The 14,377-nt window shown below is 70.9% G+C and carries 14 protein-coding genes; 8 read left to right on the top strand and 6 right to left on the bottom strand.

Going from position 1 to position 14,377, the window contains the following annotated elements:
• Positions 1–49 precede the first annotated feature (49 nt).
• A complete protein-coding gene (locus tag ACFYO2_RS28330; RefSeq protein ID WP_388354726.1) occupies positions 50–628 on the top strand; it encodes a TetR family transcriptional regulator in 579 nt (192 codons plus the stop codon).
• Positions 629–809: 181 nt separating this feature from the next.
• On the opposite strand, the gene ACFYO2_RS28335 is transcribed toward ACFYO2_RS28330, so the two are convergent.
• The 3 genes from ACFYO2_RS28335 to ACFYO2_RS28345 form a co-directional block, all read right to left on the bottom strand.
• Positions 810–1,043: a hypothetical protein gene (locus ACFYO2_RS28335; protein ID WP_388354802.1), complete on the bottom strand. Its 234-nt coding sequence runs from the start codon at positions 1,041–1,043 to the stop codon at positions 810–812.
• Positions 1,044–1,335: 292 nt separating this feature from the next.
• Positions 1,336–3,432: a 4-alpha-glucanotransferase gene (gene malQ, locus ACFYO2_RS28340; protein ID WP_388354729.1), complete on the bottom strand. Its 2,097-nt coding sequence runs from the start codon at positions 3,430–3,432 to the stop codon at positions 1,336–1,338.
• Positions 3,433–3,654: 222 nt separating this feature from the next.
• Positions 3,655–3,879 carry a hypothetical protein gene (locus ACFYO2_RS28345; protein ID WP_388354732.1) on the bottom strand — a complete coding sequence of 75 codons (225 nt, stop codon included), beginning with the start codon at positions 3,877–3,879 and terminating at the stop codon, positions 3,655–3,657.
• A 206-nt stretch (positions 3,880–4,085) separates the two neighbouring features.
• Between ACFYO2_RS28345 and ACFYO2_RS28350 the strand changes: the two genes are divergently transcribed.
• From ACFYO2_RS28350 to ACFYO2_RS28360, 3 genes are read left to right on the top strand one after another with little or no spacing between them, the layout of a single operon-like run.
• A complete protein-coding gene (locus ACFYO2_RS28350) occupies positions 4,086–4,619 on the top strand; it encodes a PadR family transcriptional regulator (RefSeq protein ID WP_388354735.1) in 534 nt (177 codons plus the stop codon).
• The gene (locus ACFYO2_RS28355) at positions 4,616–5,302 is read left to right on the top strand and encodes an ABC transporter ATP-binding protein (protein WP_388354738.1); all 687 of its coding nucleotides are present in this window, start codon (positions 4,616–4,618) and stop codon (positions 5,300–5,302) included. The genes ACFYO2_RS28350 and ACFYO2_RS28355 overlap by 4 nt, the downstream gene beginning before the upstream one ends.
• 32 nt (positions 5,303–5,334) lie before the next feature.
• Entirely contained in the window at positions 5,335–6,738 is a 1,404-nt protein-coding gene (locus ACFYO2_RS28360; RefSeq protein ID WP_388354804.1) for an FtsX-like permease family protein, read from the top strand.
• Positions 6,739–6,866: 128 nt separating this feature from the next.
• Here ACFYO2_RS28360 and ACFYO2_RS28365 read toward each other — a convergent pair whose 3' ends face one another.
• A complete protein-coding gene (locus tag ACFYO2_RS28365) occupies positions 6,867–7,403 on the bottom strand; it encodes an HNH endonuclease (RefSeq protein WP_388354740.1) in 537 nt (178 codons plus the stop codon).
• Between the two features lie 339 nt (positions 7,404–7,742).
• Here ACFYO2_RS28365 and ACFYO2_RS28370 point away from each other — a divergent pair, with 339 nt between their 5' ends.
• The gene (locus tag ACFYO2_RS28370; protein WP_388354743.1) at positions 7,743–8,837 is read left to right on the top strand and encodes a mechanosensitive ion channel family protein; all 1,095 of its coding nucleotides are present in this window, start codon (positions 7,743–7,745) and stop codon (positions 8,835–8,837) included.
• A gap of 110 nt (positions 8,838–8,947) precedes the next feature.
• Here ACFYO2_RS28370 and ACFYO2_RS28375 read toward each other — a convergent pair whose 3' ends face one another.
• Positions 8,948–9,565 carry a hypothetical protein gene (locus ACFYO2_RS28375; protein WP_388354746.1) on the bottom strand — a complete coding sequence of 206 codons (618 nt, stop codon included), beginning with the start codon at positions 9,563–9,565 and terminating at the stop codon, positions 8,948–8,950.
• A 40-nt stretch (positions 9,566–9,605) separates the two neighbouring features.
• Positions 9,606–10,418, bottom strand: a complete 813-nt coding sequence (locus ACFYO2_RS28380; protein WP_388354748.1) for a hypothetical protein — start codon at positions 10,416–10,418, stop codon at positions 9,606–9,608.
• 387 nt (positions 10,419–10,805) lie between these two features.
• Here ACFYO2_RS28380 and ACFYO2_RS28385 point away from each other — a divergent pair, with 387 nt between their 5' ends.
• Genes ACFYO2_RS28385 through ACFYO2_RS28395 form a run of 3 tightly spaced genes read left to right on the top strand, consistent with a single transcriptional unit; the run spans position 10,806 to position 14,376 of the window.
• Positions 10,806–12,017, top strand: coding sequence for an ROK family protein (locus tag ACFYO2_RS28385; protein ID WP_388354751.1), 1,212 nt, complete (start codon positions 10,806–10,808; stop codon positions 12,015–12,017).
• A gap of 59 nt (positions 12,018–12,076) precedes the next feature.
• Positions 12,077–13,408, top strand: coding sequence for an ABC transporter substrate-binding protein (locus ACFYO2_RS28390; protein ID WP_388354754.1), 1,332 nt, complete (start codon positions 12,077–12,079; stop codon positions 13,406–13,408).
• The gene (locus ACFYO2_RS28395; protein WP_388354756.1) at positions 13,408–14,376 is read left to right on the top strand and encodes a carbohydrate ABC transporter permease; all 969 of its coding nucleotides are present in this window, start codon (positions 13,408–13,410) and stop codon (positions 14,374–14,376) included. The genes ACFYO2_RS28390 and ACFYO2_RS28395 overlap by 1 nt, the downstream gene beginning before the upstream one ends.
• Position 14,377: the final 1 nt, after the last annotated feature.

Genomic DNA, 14,377 nt, shown 5'->3' on the forward strand with positions numbered 1-14,377 from the left:
ACCGGTCCACTCCGCCGGAGTCAACAGCTGTTGGCCTACACTTGTTGGCATGCCTGAGGACACACGCTCCCCGCAGTCGAGACGTTCCGACGCCACCCGCAACGCGATCCTCGTCGCCGCCCGCGAGCGGTTCGCGGCCGACGGGTACGAGCGGGCCACCATCCGGGCCATCGCCAAGGACGCCCACATCGATCCGTCGATGGTGATGCGCTACTACGGCAACAAGGAGGGCCTGTTCGCGGCGGCGGTCACCGTCGACCTGAAGCTGCCGGACCTGGGCACGATGCCCCGGCAGGACGTCGGCCGAGTCCTCGTGACCCACTTCCTCGACATGTGGGAGGACAACGAGGTACTGACCGCCCTGCTCAGAGTCGGCGCGACCAATCAGGCCGGAGCCGAGCGCATGCAGGGCATCTTCCGGGACCAGCTGCTGCCGGTCACCCGCCAGGTGTGCCCGGACCCCGAGCAGGTCCCGGCACGGGCCGCGCTCGCGGCGACGCAGGTGCTGGGGCTGGCGCTCACCCGGTACGTGCTACGGATTCCGCCGGTCGTGGCGCTGCATCCCCAGGAGATCGTGGCATGGCTGGCGCCGACGGTGCAGCGGTATCTGACGGCGCCGAGCCCTTGAGGCGGTGCGGTGCAGCCCGCGCTCGGGGCGCCGTCAGGGGGGCCGAGCCGACGTCGCCGAGGCGGGCGGGCAGGCGGGCGGGCGGAACACGCCAAGGGCGCCGGCCTCGCCCACGTACGGCTGGTGCGCGTACGTCCGGCGGAGGCGGCGCCCTGAGGGAACAGCCAGGAAGCCCGGTCGGTCAGGCCTTCGAGCCGGCCTCGGCCTTGGGCTTCGTCTTGATGTTGCGGGTCGTCACCCGGTGCGACTCGTGGGACTTGTCCAGGACCATCACCAGGCCCGCGATGACCGCGAACAGGGCGATGGGGGCCACGACGAAGAGACCCAGCGTCTCGATGACGCTCAGGCCGTTGCCGGGATCGTCACCGTCGTCGCGGGTCAGCGCGAGCGCGGGGGACGTCATGAGCAGCATCATCAGCGTCGTACCGGCAGCCAGGGCGCCGGCGCGCAGGGCGTTCTTCTTCACGGAGCCAAAGTAGCGAACGACCGAAAGGGCCGCGCGTCCGGGGGTGCGTATGAGGTGCCCTCGGCTGTCGCGGTGGGGGCGTCGCGCGGGCCCGGTGTTGTCGCGTGCCGTCCGCCGCAGTACCCGGGTGGGTCGCGCAGCACCGGCGCTTCGGGGTGCCGCCCGCGCCCACCCTCCCCCACTCTCGGCTTCGCTCGAGCGGGGGGACCCCCCTCGCCCCGGCGGCGCGACTGCCCGCGGATTACGCGAATCGGCCACCCCCGGGCTGACGCAGCACCTCCAGCAGTGCATGCAACCGAGGCGAAGCCGCCAGCTCCTCCAGCGTCACTGGCCGCCCGTCCGTGTCCGCGATCGGCAGCCGCCAGTTCGGGTACTGGTCCCACGTGCCCGGCAGGTTCTGCGGTCGGCGGTCGCCGATGGTGTCGGGGAGCCAGATGCCGACCATGCGGGCGGGGGTGTGGAGGAGGAAGCGGTGGACGGCCTGGATCTCGGCCTCCTCCGAGGACGTGTCGATGCCGCCGCCGGTGCCCTGCAGGAGGCCCAGCCGGGCGAGCAGGTCGAGCCACTCCGACGTGTCCGCCGCGGCCTCCGCCCGTTCCTCGTCCAGGGGGCGGGTCAACAGGCCGAGGCTGTCGCGGAGCTCGACGTGTTCGCCGGTGAGGCGGGCCGCGGTGGGCGGGAGGTCGTGGGTGGTGGCGGTGGCCAGGCAGTCGGCACGCCAGCGGTCGGGGGGCAGGGGGCGGCCGTCGCCGTCCCAGTCGCGCTCGAACCACAGCACCGACGTGCCGAGCACCCCGCGCTCGCGCAGCGTCTCGCGCACGCCCGGCTCCACGGTGCCCAGGTCCTCGCCGATCACCACCGTCCCGGCGCGTGAGGCCTCCAGTACCAGTACGGCGAGCATGGCCTCGGCGTCGTAGCTGACGTACGTGCCCTCCGTGGGCGGTTCGCCGAGCGGGACCCACCACAGCCGGAACAGGCCCATGACGTGGTCGATGCGCAGAGCGCCGGCATAGCGGAAAAGGGCCCTCAGCAGGAACCGGAAGGGCGCGTAGCCCGACTCGGCCAGGCGGTCGGGTCTCCAGGGCGGCAGGCCCCAGTCCTGGCCGCGCGCGTTGAAGGCGTCGGGGGGTGCGCCCACCGACATGCCCGCCGCGAAGTACTCCTGTTGCGCCCACGCGTCGGCGCCCCCGGGGTGGACGCCGACGGCGAGGTCGTGGACGACCCCCACCGGCATGCCGGCGTCGCGGGCCGCGCGCTGGGCGGCGGTGAGCTGGGTGTCGGTGAGCCAGGCGAGGCGGGAATGGAAGTCGACGCGGTCCATCAACTCGCCGCGGGCGCGGGCGGTTTCGGCCGAGCGGGGGTCGCGCAGGCCGGCCGGCCACCGGTGCCAGTCGGAGCCGTGCACTTCGGCGAGGGCGCACCAGGTGGCGTGGTCCTCCAGGGCCTCGCCCTGCTCGGCGAGGTAGTCGACGTAGGCGGCGCGGCGGCCCGGCCCCAGCGGCACGTCCCGTACCAGCTCCAGGGCCTCGCGCTTGAGGCCCCAGACGGCGTCCCGGTCGATCAGCGCGCCCTTCTCCAGCACCGCGGCACGCAGCCGCTCCGCCCGCTCCAGCAGGGCCCGCACCCGCTCGCGGTCCGTCACGTACGCGTACTCGGGGATGTCCTCGACCCGCAGATGGACCGGGTCGGGGAAGCGGCGCGAGGAGGGCCGGTAGGGGGACGGGTCGGTGGGGGCGCCGGGTACGGCCGCGTGCAGCGGGTTGACCTGGACGAATCCGGCGCCGAGCGCGCGGCCGGCCCAGGCGGTCAGCTGAGCGAGGTCGCCGAGGTCGCCCATGCCCCAGGAACGCTGGGAGAGCAGGGAGTAGAGCTGGACGAGCAGGCCGTACGAGCGTCCGGGCGGCGTGGGCAGCCGGGGTGGGGCGACGATCAAGTGGGCGCGGGCGGTGCGGCCGTCGGGCGCGGCGGCTGTCAACCGGTGGACCCCGGGCGGGAGTTGGTCGGCGGCGGCGCGGGTCTCGCCCTGTTCGGTCTCGATGCGCAGGCGAGTGCCGGCCGGGAGGGCGTCGAGGGCGTCGCACGTGCCGCCGCTCCAGTACGCCACCGTCGGCGGCAGCAGCCGCTCGCGCAGTTCCCGCTCGCGGGCGGCCAGTGCGCCCCGGACGGCCGCGGGGCTGCCCGCGTCGACGCCGAGGGCGGCCAGGGCCCGGGTGACGGCGCCGGCCGAGGCCGCGACCGTACGGTCCGGGGAGGGGCTGTAGGAGGTGGCGACTCCGTGCAGCGCGGCGAGCCGGGACAGGTCCTCGGTGGGCGGCTCGACCGACCGGGGTGCTGTCATCTAGGGCCTGCCTTTCGGATCAGGTCGGCTTGGAGACGCGGTGCCTCTTTGGCCGAGCCGAGCGGGGCATGGTGCGTGCAGCTGCAAGGCGGAGGAGGGAGTCGACGCGGTGGGGGTCCCCCCGCTCGAGCGAAGTCGAGAGTGGGGGAGTCGGCGACCACGACAACGCGGCAGATGCGCGTGCCAGGGCCCGCGACGCCGGGCGGATCCGAAAGGCAGGCCCTAGGGCTCCGCGTGGGCGTCGGACTCGCTGGTCAGGGGGGCGGCGTCGGCGAGCGGCGGCTCGCTGGTGAGAGGTTCGGCGTCCGGGAGGGGCGGCTCGCTGGTGAGGGGGGCGTCGGCGCAGGCTCCCTCCGCGCTGAACACGCAGTAGAGATCGGTCGGGGCGGACGGCTCCGCCTCGGGTTTGGAGAGGGCCGAGAGCAGAAGGTGTGCCGATGCGGCCACGGGGCCTCCTTGTCGAGGGCGACGATCGGTTACCGCACAGCCCTACCCAACGGTCGCGGCGGCAGACGTACAGAGAGGTACAACGTGCCTCTCCTCACATTCTGTTCCGCCGGGGTGCTTCCGGATCGCAGTCCGCGGCGAAGTTTTCCACGTTTCTCCTCGATCACTATTCACTCAGTACATGTAGCCAGTACATAATGATCCCCATGAGCACCCGCCACATCCTGCTGGGGCTGCTCGCCGGAGGGCCGAGCCATGGCTACGACCTCAAGCGACGCCACGACGAACGTTTCCCGCAGGCCCGTCCGCTGGCCTACGGGCAGGTCTACACGACCCTGCAACGCCTGGTCCGGGACGGCCTCGCAGAGGTCGAGGGCACCGACTCGGACGGCGGTCCGGAACGGACGACGTACCACTCCACGGCCGAGGGAGCGCGTGAACTGACCGAGTGGGCCGGGCGGATCGCCCCGCCGGCGCCCTTCGTGACGAACGAGATCTTCGCCAAGGTCGTCGTCTCGATCCTGGCCGGCGGCGACCCGGCCGCCTACCTCCGGGAGCAGCGCGCCGCCCACATGGAGCGGATGCGGGAGCTCACGGCGGTCAAGACCGCCGCGGGGGCCGACCTCGCGACCGTGCTCTCGGCCGACTACGCCCTCAACCACCTCGACGCCGACCTCCGCTGGATGACCACCACGGCGGCCCGGCTCACCCCCCTGACCGCGGAGGTCGACTCAGCATGAGCAACCCAGTGCCGCTCCTGGCGGCCCGTGACCTCGTCAAGGCACACGGCAGCGCCGAGGCCCTGCGGGGCGCATCGGTCGAACTGCGGGCCGGCGAGATCCTCGCCGTCACCGGCGCCAGCGGCAGCGGGAAGTCGACTCTGCTGCACTGCCTGGCCGGGATCGTCCGCCCGGACGACGGCTCGGTGACGTACGGCGGGGAGCGGCTCGACCTGCTCCCCGAGAAGCGGCTGAGCGAACTGCGCCGTACCGAGTTCGGCGTGGTCTTCCAGTTCGGGCAGCTGATCCCCGAGCTGACCGCGCTGGACAACGTGGCGCTGCCGCTGCTGCTGGCCGGCACCTCCCGCAAGGACGCCCACGAGCGGGCCGGCGAGTGGCTGGAGCGGTTCGGGGTCCGGGGGCAGGCGGAACTGCGGCCCGGCGGCATGAGCGGTGGCCAGGCCCAGCGGACCTCGCTGGCCCGGGCCCTGGTGACCGGGCCGAAGGTCGTCTTCGCCGACGAGCCGACGGGCGCGCTGGACTCCCTGGCGAGCGAGCAGGTGATGACGGCCCTGGCGCACACGGCCCGCGAGTCCGGCACGGCGGTCCTGCTGATCACGCACGACGCCCAGGTGGCGGCGTACGCGGACCGAGAGGTACGGCTGAGCGACGGGACCGTGTCGGCGCTGGAGGTGACCGCATGAGTGCCACGCCGTCCATGAGCTCCACGCCGTCCATGAGTTCCACGAGTTCCACGAGCTCTCTGCGCTCCATACGGACCGACCTGCGGATCGCCTGGCAGCTCACCCGGGGTTCCGACCGGCGGGAGTGGTGGCGCGTCGCGCTCACGGCGCTGGGCGCCGCACTCGCGACCGGCATCGCCCTCGCGGCCGTCACACTGGGGTCGCTCCGGGGCAGATACCAGGTGCCCGTCGGACACGAACTGCTGGACGAGCCCGGTACCCGCGCCGGAGTGATCCTCGCCCTGCTGCTCCTGCTGGTTCCCGTACTCGGGTTCCTGGGCCAGTGCGCCCGTATCGGCGCCGTGCACCGCGACCGGCGGCTGGCCGGGCTGCGGCTGGCCGGAGCGGCCCCCTGGCAGGTGCGCCGGATCGCCGCGTTGGAGACCGGGCCGGCCTGTCTGCTCGGCTCGGTGGCCGCCACCGTCGTCTCGGTGGCGCTGCTGCTGCGCCTGTGGGACCGGCCGACCGCCCTCGCCTGGACCGGTGTGGCGCTGGTCGCCGCCGGTGTCCCGGTGCTGGGCGCGGCGGCGAGCGCCTTGGCGCTGCGCCGCGTGGTGGCCTCACCGCTGGGCTGGGTACGCCGACTGCGGCCACGCACGGGCCGGGGTCCTGGCCTGCTGTTCCTGGGGGCGTTCCTCCTGACGGGGGCAGTGGCTCTCGCCACGGTCACCAACACCTCCACGGGCACGACCGGCCGGGGGTACGGGAAGACACCGCTGATGGTGTTCGGCCTGGTCGTCGCGGTCGGCGCGGGCGCGGTGTGGCTCGCGGGTGCCACGGCCAGGGGCGTCGGGCTGCTGCTCGCACGCCGGGCCCGGACGGCCTCGACCCTGATCGCGGCGGAACGGCTGCGCGACGACCCGTGGGCGGCGGCCCGCACCCACGCGGCCGTACTGCTGGTGACGGTCGTGGGCACGGGCTTCGTGGGAGTACGGCAGGTGATGCTCGCCGATCTGCACGGCCAGCGTCGCGACGGCCAACTCGGCATGGACATGGACTACTACACGACGGGCCTCGATCTGACGGCCGCCGCGATCCTCGTCGCCCTCGCGATCGTCCTCTCCGCTCTCGCCGTCGGCACCGCCGAGGCCCTGGCCACCCGGCGCCGAGGCCTGGCCGCGCTGACCGCGGCCGGGGTGCCGCGCGCGGTGCTGGGCCGGGCGCTGCTTCTGGAGACCGCGCTGCCGCTGCTCCCCGCGGTCGTACTGGCGGGCGCCGGCGGTATGGGGATCGGCGTCTGGTACGCCGCGATCATCACGGAGTACACCACCCCACCCGTGCCGTACGTGGCTCTTCTGGTCCCGCTCGCCGTGTACGCGGCCTGCCTGCTGGCCGCGGCCACCTCGCTCCCCCTGCTGCACCGCTCGCTCCGCCCGGCGGAACTGCGCTACGCGTGACCGGCGGAGCTGCGCTACGCGTCACCCCATGACCGCCGGCCCCGGGGGCACAGGGGACCCCCGGGGCCGGCAACGGCCTGTCCGGCGACGCGGATGGTTCTGCCCGGACAACACAAAAGCCCGGATCGTCAGGCTGAAATGCCCTCGATCCGGGCCAGGGCGTCGTCCGCGCCGTACGGCTGCAAGTACGGCATCCAGCGCGGGTCCCTGTGGCCGGTCCCGATGATGCGCCAGGCCAGGCCGGTGGGCGGGGCGGGTTTGTGGCGCAGCCGCCAGCCGATCTCGACGAGATGGCGGTCCGCCTTCACATGGTTGCAGCGGCGGCACGACGCCACCACGTTGTCCCAGACGTGCTTGCCCCCGCGGCTGCGCGGGATGACGTGGTCGACGCTGGTTGCGACGCCACCGCAGTACATGCACCGGCCCCCGTCACGGGCGAACAGCGCCCGGCGGGTCAGAGGAACGGGCCCCCGATAGGGAACCCGGACGAATCGCTTGAGCCGGACCACGCTGGGTGCGGGAACTGTGACGGACGCGCTGTGCATGAAGGCGCCGGACTCCTCGAGGCACACGGCCTTGTTCTCGAGGACGAGGATGAGCGCGCGGCGGAGCGGTACGACGCCGAGTGGTTCGTACGACGCGTTCAGGACCAGGACATGCGGCACGGATGGCCTCCTTGGACGCCGGCGGCGCGTGGCTCGCGCCGGGACGATGCGTAGTCAGTCTCCCCTCAGGCCTGGTGGATGCGCCACCATGTCCCGGTAACGGGCTGGGAGTGTTTTCGACCACATACGCAGTATCCCCAGGATCATGAGTTGTTCATCCCACCTGTACATCCCCAGGTGAGAGCGGTCCCTCCCTCGAACATTGCAACTATCCACACACGATGCCCCGATAGTGTGGTGGGGCTGCCCCACCGGTGACCTTTTCGTGACGTTGAAACACGACAGATGACCTTGACCGCTGCCGGAGGGGCGGACCGCTGCACCGTGGAGGTACCTGCCGTGTCCTTGTCCGCCGTCCTACTGGCCGCCGGTTCGTCGCCGTCGCCGTCTCCCTCCGAGACGCCGACCGCTCCGGCCGTGCCGTCGCTCCAGGACGCCCAGGAGAGCGCGACCGACGCCGCCGGCTGGATCGAGCAGAACTGGTCCACCTGGCTGGCGATCGGCCTGAGGGTCCTGCTCATCGTCGTGATCGCGGCGGTGCTGAGAGTCGCGGTACGGCGGGCGATCACCAAGCTGATAGACCGGATGAACCGCTCGGTGCAGGCGGTCGACGGCACCGCGCTCGGCGGTCTGCTGGTGAACGTGGAGCGCCGCCGTCAGCGCTCCCAGGCGATCGGCTCGGTGCTCCGCTCGGTCGCGAGCTTCCTGATCCTCGGCACCGCGGCCCTGATGATCCTCGGCACCTTCGAGATCAACCTCGCCCCGCTGCTGGCGTCCGCCGGTGTCGCGGGTGTGGCGATCGGTTTCGGCGCGCGCAACCTGGTGACGGACTTCCTCTCCGGCGTCTTCATGATCCTCGAGGACCAGTACGGCGTCGGCGACACCATCGACGCGGGCGTGGCCTCGGGCGAGGTCATCGAGGTGGGCCTGCGCGTGACCAAGCTCCGCGGCGACAACGGCGAGATCTGGTACGTCCGCAACGGCGAGGTCAAGCGCATCGGCAACCTCTCCCAGGGCTGGGCCACGGCCGGCGTAGACGTCACCGTCCGCTCCGGCGAGGACCTCGACAAGGTGAAGCGGACCCTGAACGAGGTCGCCGAGAAGATGAGCAAGGAAGAGCCCTGGAACGAGCTCCTGTGGGGCCCGATCGAGGTCCTCGGCCTGGACAGCGTCCTGCTCGACTCGATGGTCGTCCGCGTCTCGGCGAAGACGGCACCCGGCAAGTCCCTCACCGTCGAACGCGAGCTGCGCTGGCGCATCAAGCACGCCTTCGACGCGGCGGACATCCCGATCGTCGGCGGCACGGCGCTCCCTGCGGAACCCGAGGCCGAGGACCGCACGGCCGCCTTGGCGCCGCCGTCGGTGCACGCCAACACCGAATCCCCCCAGGCCCAAGCGGCCACCCCGCTGACACCGCCGAGCCCGACGAGGTAGGGCGGAGGAGGCGGGGACCGGACCTCGCCCCGACGACCCCGACGACCCCGACGACCCCGTCCGCCGGACAGGACCGTTGCGGTCCCGTCCGGCCCGGTGTTCCTTCGCTCTCAGCCGTCGCCCCAGTCCACCGGCACATAGGTGATGCCCTTCACGCCGGCCTCGTCCAGAGCCTGTTTGACCCGTTCACCCACGAACACCATGGTGATGCCGCCCGGGACCCGGAATACCCGGGCGGCGAGGGCGTCCGCCGCGCTCCGCCGGAAGGCCGGGAAGCGCAGCGCCTCGTACGTCGGGTACGTGTCGATGAGCGATGCCTCCCGATCCACCACGTCCAGCACGTGGGGCGCCTGGACGACGAAGACCGGCTCCCCGTCCAGGACACCCTCCGCGAGGGTGTGGATGTCGGCACCCGCGACACGCTGGAGAACGCGGTAGGCACGCTCGTCGCACACCCAGTCCAGGATCTGCGGGTACCAGAAGACATCAGGCCTCCCGTCTCCCTCCCCGGCCTCCCACTCGAACTCCACCGCCCGCTCCACCCTCGGATAGGGGGTGTTCCAGTCGTGCTGGTCGGCCGTCAGAGGGAAGGCCGACTCGTCCCCGTCCAGGCAGCCGCACTCGTCGACGTCGAGTTCCACCAGGTAGGCCATCAGAGCGTTCCGTACCTTTCCCATCTGGCAGTCCTCGTCGTCCTCGGTGACGATGGTGCCGGCGACCTCACGCACGACCGTACGGCCCGTCTTCGGATCGGTGACGACGATCCGGTCACGGGTCTGACGTCCTTGATCTTCTTGCGTTTGCCGTTGGCCGGCAGGACCTCTGCGTCGGGCAGGAAGCTGTGACACATAACGCCTTGCGGCCGCCGTCGACCACGGCAGCCACACCGAGACGAGCCGGCCGAGCACGTCGTGGGTCGGTGCGCTTGGTGTTGGGGTCGGTCTGGCCGGTGGACTGACCGCGCAGGCGGTCGTAGTTGGTGGTGGTGATGTGGCCGAGGTCGTTGGTGACCTCGGTCGCGGAGATCAGGCCGTCGACGTCCGTGTACTCGGTCGTCGTCAGTGCGCCGGCCAGGTCCTTCTGACTGGTGGGGCGGCCGAAATCGTCGTAGCCGGTCGTGCCGGTGGTCTGGTAGGTGCCCTTTGTGCCGTCGTGCGAGACGAGGCGCTCGGTGGCGGTGGCCAGGCCCGTGATGGGGGTGGCGCCGTAGGCGCCCTTGTCGTAGAGGGTGCGTTCGTCGGTGACGATGTCGCCGGGGGTCTTGCCGTCGGTCTTGCGGCTCGGGGTGACGTCACAGGCGACCGAGACCGTCTCGATCTGCTTGGCAGCGAGTAGATGCGCTCGGCCGCGCTGTCGGCGTACGACGTGCGCGTGCAGGTGTTGTCGGTGGCCGTCGAAGTGTCGCCACGGTTGTCGATCTTCAGGACGCGGCCGTACTCGGTGCCGTACTCCGTCGTCGACAACGTCTCCACCCAGCCGCCCGCGGACTTGGCGGTGTAGCCGCGCGCCTCGGTCGTATGAGTGATGGTCGCCCTGGTGGTGCCCCAATCCCTGGCCCGGGTGGCCGTGTCGTGCTTCCACGGCGTGCTGACGATCGTCAAGATCTAGCAAAACCGAACAAAGAGCCGACTGGCGTGAACACAACCATTCGACACCTGACCGGATTTCGCTACAGCAATCGCTTCAACACATCAAGGCAGCCGATTCGCCTCCAAGTCCCCTTGAGTCACATCGCGAACGTCACGCGCAAACTCCACCCTCGCTCCACTCCTCCCCCGGGTGCAGAGTTGGCCGATTGTCTCCTCAGGTAACGACTCTGTTGCCTACCTCCGCGGCCCATTGACGCCCCCATCGCGCCGCCCTTATGGTCCAGACCACCGAACAGGAAACCTTCCTAACAATCATCCGAGATGGACTTCCGGCGTGATCATCGGGAACCTGGACAGCCGAGAGGCAGGTGTCGACCCCATGGCAGGAACCGCCGGTACGCCGGGCACCCCGAGCGTCCTGCGCGCCATGAACGACCGCGCCGCCCTGGACCTCCTCCTGGAGCACGGGCCCCTGTCCCGGACGCGGATCGGCAAGCTCACCGGCCTCTCGAAGCCGACCGCATCCCAGCTCCTGGCCCGCCTGGAGGCGTCCGGGCTCGTGCTCGCGACCGGCACCAGTGAGGGCCGGCCGGGGCCCAACGCCCAGTTGTACGAGGTCAACCCGGCCGCCGCGTACGCCGCCGGGCTCGACGTCACCCCCGAACGGGTCCGTGCCGCCGTCGCCGACATCACCGGCCGCACGGTGGGGTCGTACGAACTCCCGACCCCGGGAAGGCGGCCCGCTCAGCCCGTCGTCCAGCAGGTCACCGCCGCCCTGGACGGCGCGGTGAAGGCGGCGGGGCTCGCTCGTGACGACGTCCACCGACTCGTCATCGGCACCCCCGGCGCCTTCGACCCCAACACCGGCCGACTGCGCTACGCCTCACACCTCCCCGGCTGGCACTCCCCCACCCTGCTCGACGAACTCGCCGCCGCCCTGCCGATGCCGGTCGGGTACGAGAACGACGTCAACCTCGTCGCCGTGGCCGAGCAGCGGCTCGGCGCGGCCCGCGGGCACGCCGACTTCGTACTGCTGTGGAACGAGGGCGGCCTCGGTGCCGCCCTGGTCCTCGGCGGCCGGCTGCACCGCGGCTGGACCGGCGGCGCCGGCGAGGTCGGCTTCCTGCCGGTGCCGGGCACCCCCCTGGTCCGGCAGGTCAGCAAGGCCGGCAGCGGCGGCTACCAGGAGCTGGCCGGCTCGCAGGCGATCCCCAAGCTGGCCCGGGACCTCGGCGTCGAGGACATCCCGTCGGGTCCGTACGCCGAGGTCGCCGCCGCCCTCGTCGCGCGTGCCGCCGAGGCCGGCGACGGCCCTCACCGGCGGCTGCTGGAGGCGTACGCGACGCACCTCGCCACCGGTCTCGCCTCCCTCGTCTCCGTCCTCGACCCCGAACTCGTCGTACTCAGCGGCGCCTCGCTCACCTGTGGCGGGGAACCGCTGCGTGCCCTCGTCCAGGCCGAACTGGAGGAGCTGGCCGCATCCCGGCCGCGGCTCGTCGTCGGCGACGTTCAGGAACACCCCGTGCTGCGCGGCGCGTTGGAGAGCGCGCTCGCGGCCACCCGCGACGAGGTCTTCGACACCTCCCGCTGAACCATCCCTCCCCTCTCACACCCACCATCACCCCCGCCATGCCCTAGGGAGACCCCGTCATGCCCGGAATATCCAGGAAAGTCGCGCTCGCTGCCGCGTCCTCCGTCGCCCTCCTCGCCACCGCCTGCACCGGCCAGTCCGGCTCCGGCACGAGCGACGACACCTCCAAGGACACGACCATCAACTTCTGGCACGCCTGGAGCGCGCCCGCCGAGGTGAAGGCCGTGAAGTCGCTGGTCGCCGGTTTCGAGAAGGCGCACCCCACCATCCACGTCAACGTCGTCGGCAACATGACCGACGACAAGATGAACCAGGCGCTCAGGACGGGCGGCGCCAAGGCGCCCGACGTGATCTCGTCGTTCACCACCAACAACGTGGGCAAGTTCTGTTCCTCGGGGGCGCTGGTCGACCTCAACCCCCTCTTCGAGAAGTCGGGAATCGACCCGGGGAAGACCTTCCCGAAGGCGATGAACGAGTACACCCAGTTCGACGGGAACCGGTGCAGTGTCCCGCTGCTGGGCGACGCCTACGGCCTCTACTACAACAAGACCGCGTTCGAGAAGGCGGGCATCCAGACCCCGCCGAAGACCTGGTCCGAATTCGAGACCGACGCCAAGAAGCTGACGATCTCCGACGGGGACAGCTACAAGCAGCTCGGCTTCATGCCGAACTACCACGGATGGGAAACGACGACCGAGCACTATCTCGGGCAGTTCTCCCCCACGTACTTCGACTCCAGCGGCAAGTCGAACCTCGCCAAGGACCCTGCCTTCCAGGCCGGATTCACCCTCCAGAAGAAGCTCGTCGACGAACTCGGCGGATACCAGCGGCTGGAGAAGTACCGCTCCACACTGGGTGACGAGTGGGGCCCCAAGCACCCCTTCCAGACCGGTCAGGTCGCCATGCAGCTCGACGGCGAGTGGCGCCTGGGCATGGCCCTGGACGCCAAGCCGGACTTCGAGATCGGCGTCGCCCCGCTGCCCGTCCCCGACGACCAGGCCGACCAGTACGGCAAGGGCTACATCACCGGCACCATCGCCGGAATCGCCGCGACCAGCAAGAAGCAGAACGCGGCCTGGGAGCTCGTGAAGTACATGACGACGGACACGGACGCCGTCGTCGCCTTCTCCAACGCCATCCACAACGTGCCGTCCACGCTGGCCGCACTCAAGTCGCCGGACCTCAAGTACGACCCGCGTTTCAAGACGTTCCTGGACATCGCCGCGAACCCGAATTCCACGACGTCTCCGGCCTCCGTCAACGGCGGTGTGTACCTCGCGACGATCCAGAACTTCGGGTACGAGTACGAGAGCGGCAAGGCCAAGGACCTCGAGGCCGGCCTCGCGAGCACGGCGAAGCAGATCGACACGGACATCGCACAGGCCAAGTGATGAGCGCGATCACCCTGGCGTCGAAGCGCCGCTCGTCCGGCCTCGCTGCGAAGCAGCGGAAACAAGCACTGCGCACCCTCGCCTTCATGTCGCCCTGGCTGATCGGCTTCGCGGTCTTCTTCGCGTACCCGCTGATCTCGACTGTCTATTTCTCGTTCATGCACTACGACGGATTCCAACCGCCGACGTGGAGCGGAACGAAGAACTGGACGTACGTCTTCGAGCACTATCCCTTCTTCTGGCCCGCCCTGCGCAACACCCTGTGGCTGGTCCTCGTCATGGTCACCCTCCGGGTCGCCTTCGGGCTCGGCGTCGGCCTGCTCATCACGAAGATCAAGACGGGCACGGGCGTCTTCCGCACCCTGTTCTACCTGCCGTACCTGGCCCCGCCGGTGGCGGCCACCATGGCCTTCGCCTTCCTGCTCAACCCCGGCACCGGCCCGGTCAACTCCCTCCTCGAAGGCATCGGCATCCCGGCCCCCGGCTGGTTCAACGACCCCTCCTGGTCCAAGCCGGCGCTCACCCTGCTCGCCCTGTGGGGCATCGGCGACCTGATGGTCATCTTCATGGCCGCGCTGCTCGACGTGCCCCAGGAGCAGTACGAGGCGGCCGAGTTGGACGGCGCGTCGGCCTGGCAGCGGTTCCGGTTCGTCACACTGCCGAACATCTCGCCGATCGTGATGTTCGCCGTGGTCACCGGGGTGATCCAGACGATGCAGTACTACGCGCAGCCGCTCATCGCCGGAAAGGTCGCCTCGGGCGTGATCCAGGGCGCGGGCACACAGTTCGAGCCCGGCTACCCGGACAAGTCGACGCTCACCCTCCCCCAGCTCGTCTACAACCTCGGCTTCCAGCGCTTCGACTACGGCTCCGCCTGTGTGGTGGCCCTGGTGCTGTTCGTCCTGTCGATGGCGTTCACCGCTTTGCTGATGCGGCGCCGCGGCGGTCTCATCCAGGCAGGTGACTGAC

It is taken from the genome of Streptomyces sp. NPDC006602 (assembly GCF_042870385.1).
Taxonomy (GTDB): Bacteria; Actinomycetota; Actinomycetes; order Streptomycetales; family Streptomycetaceae; genus Streptomyces.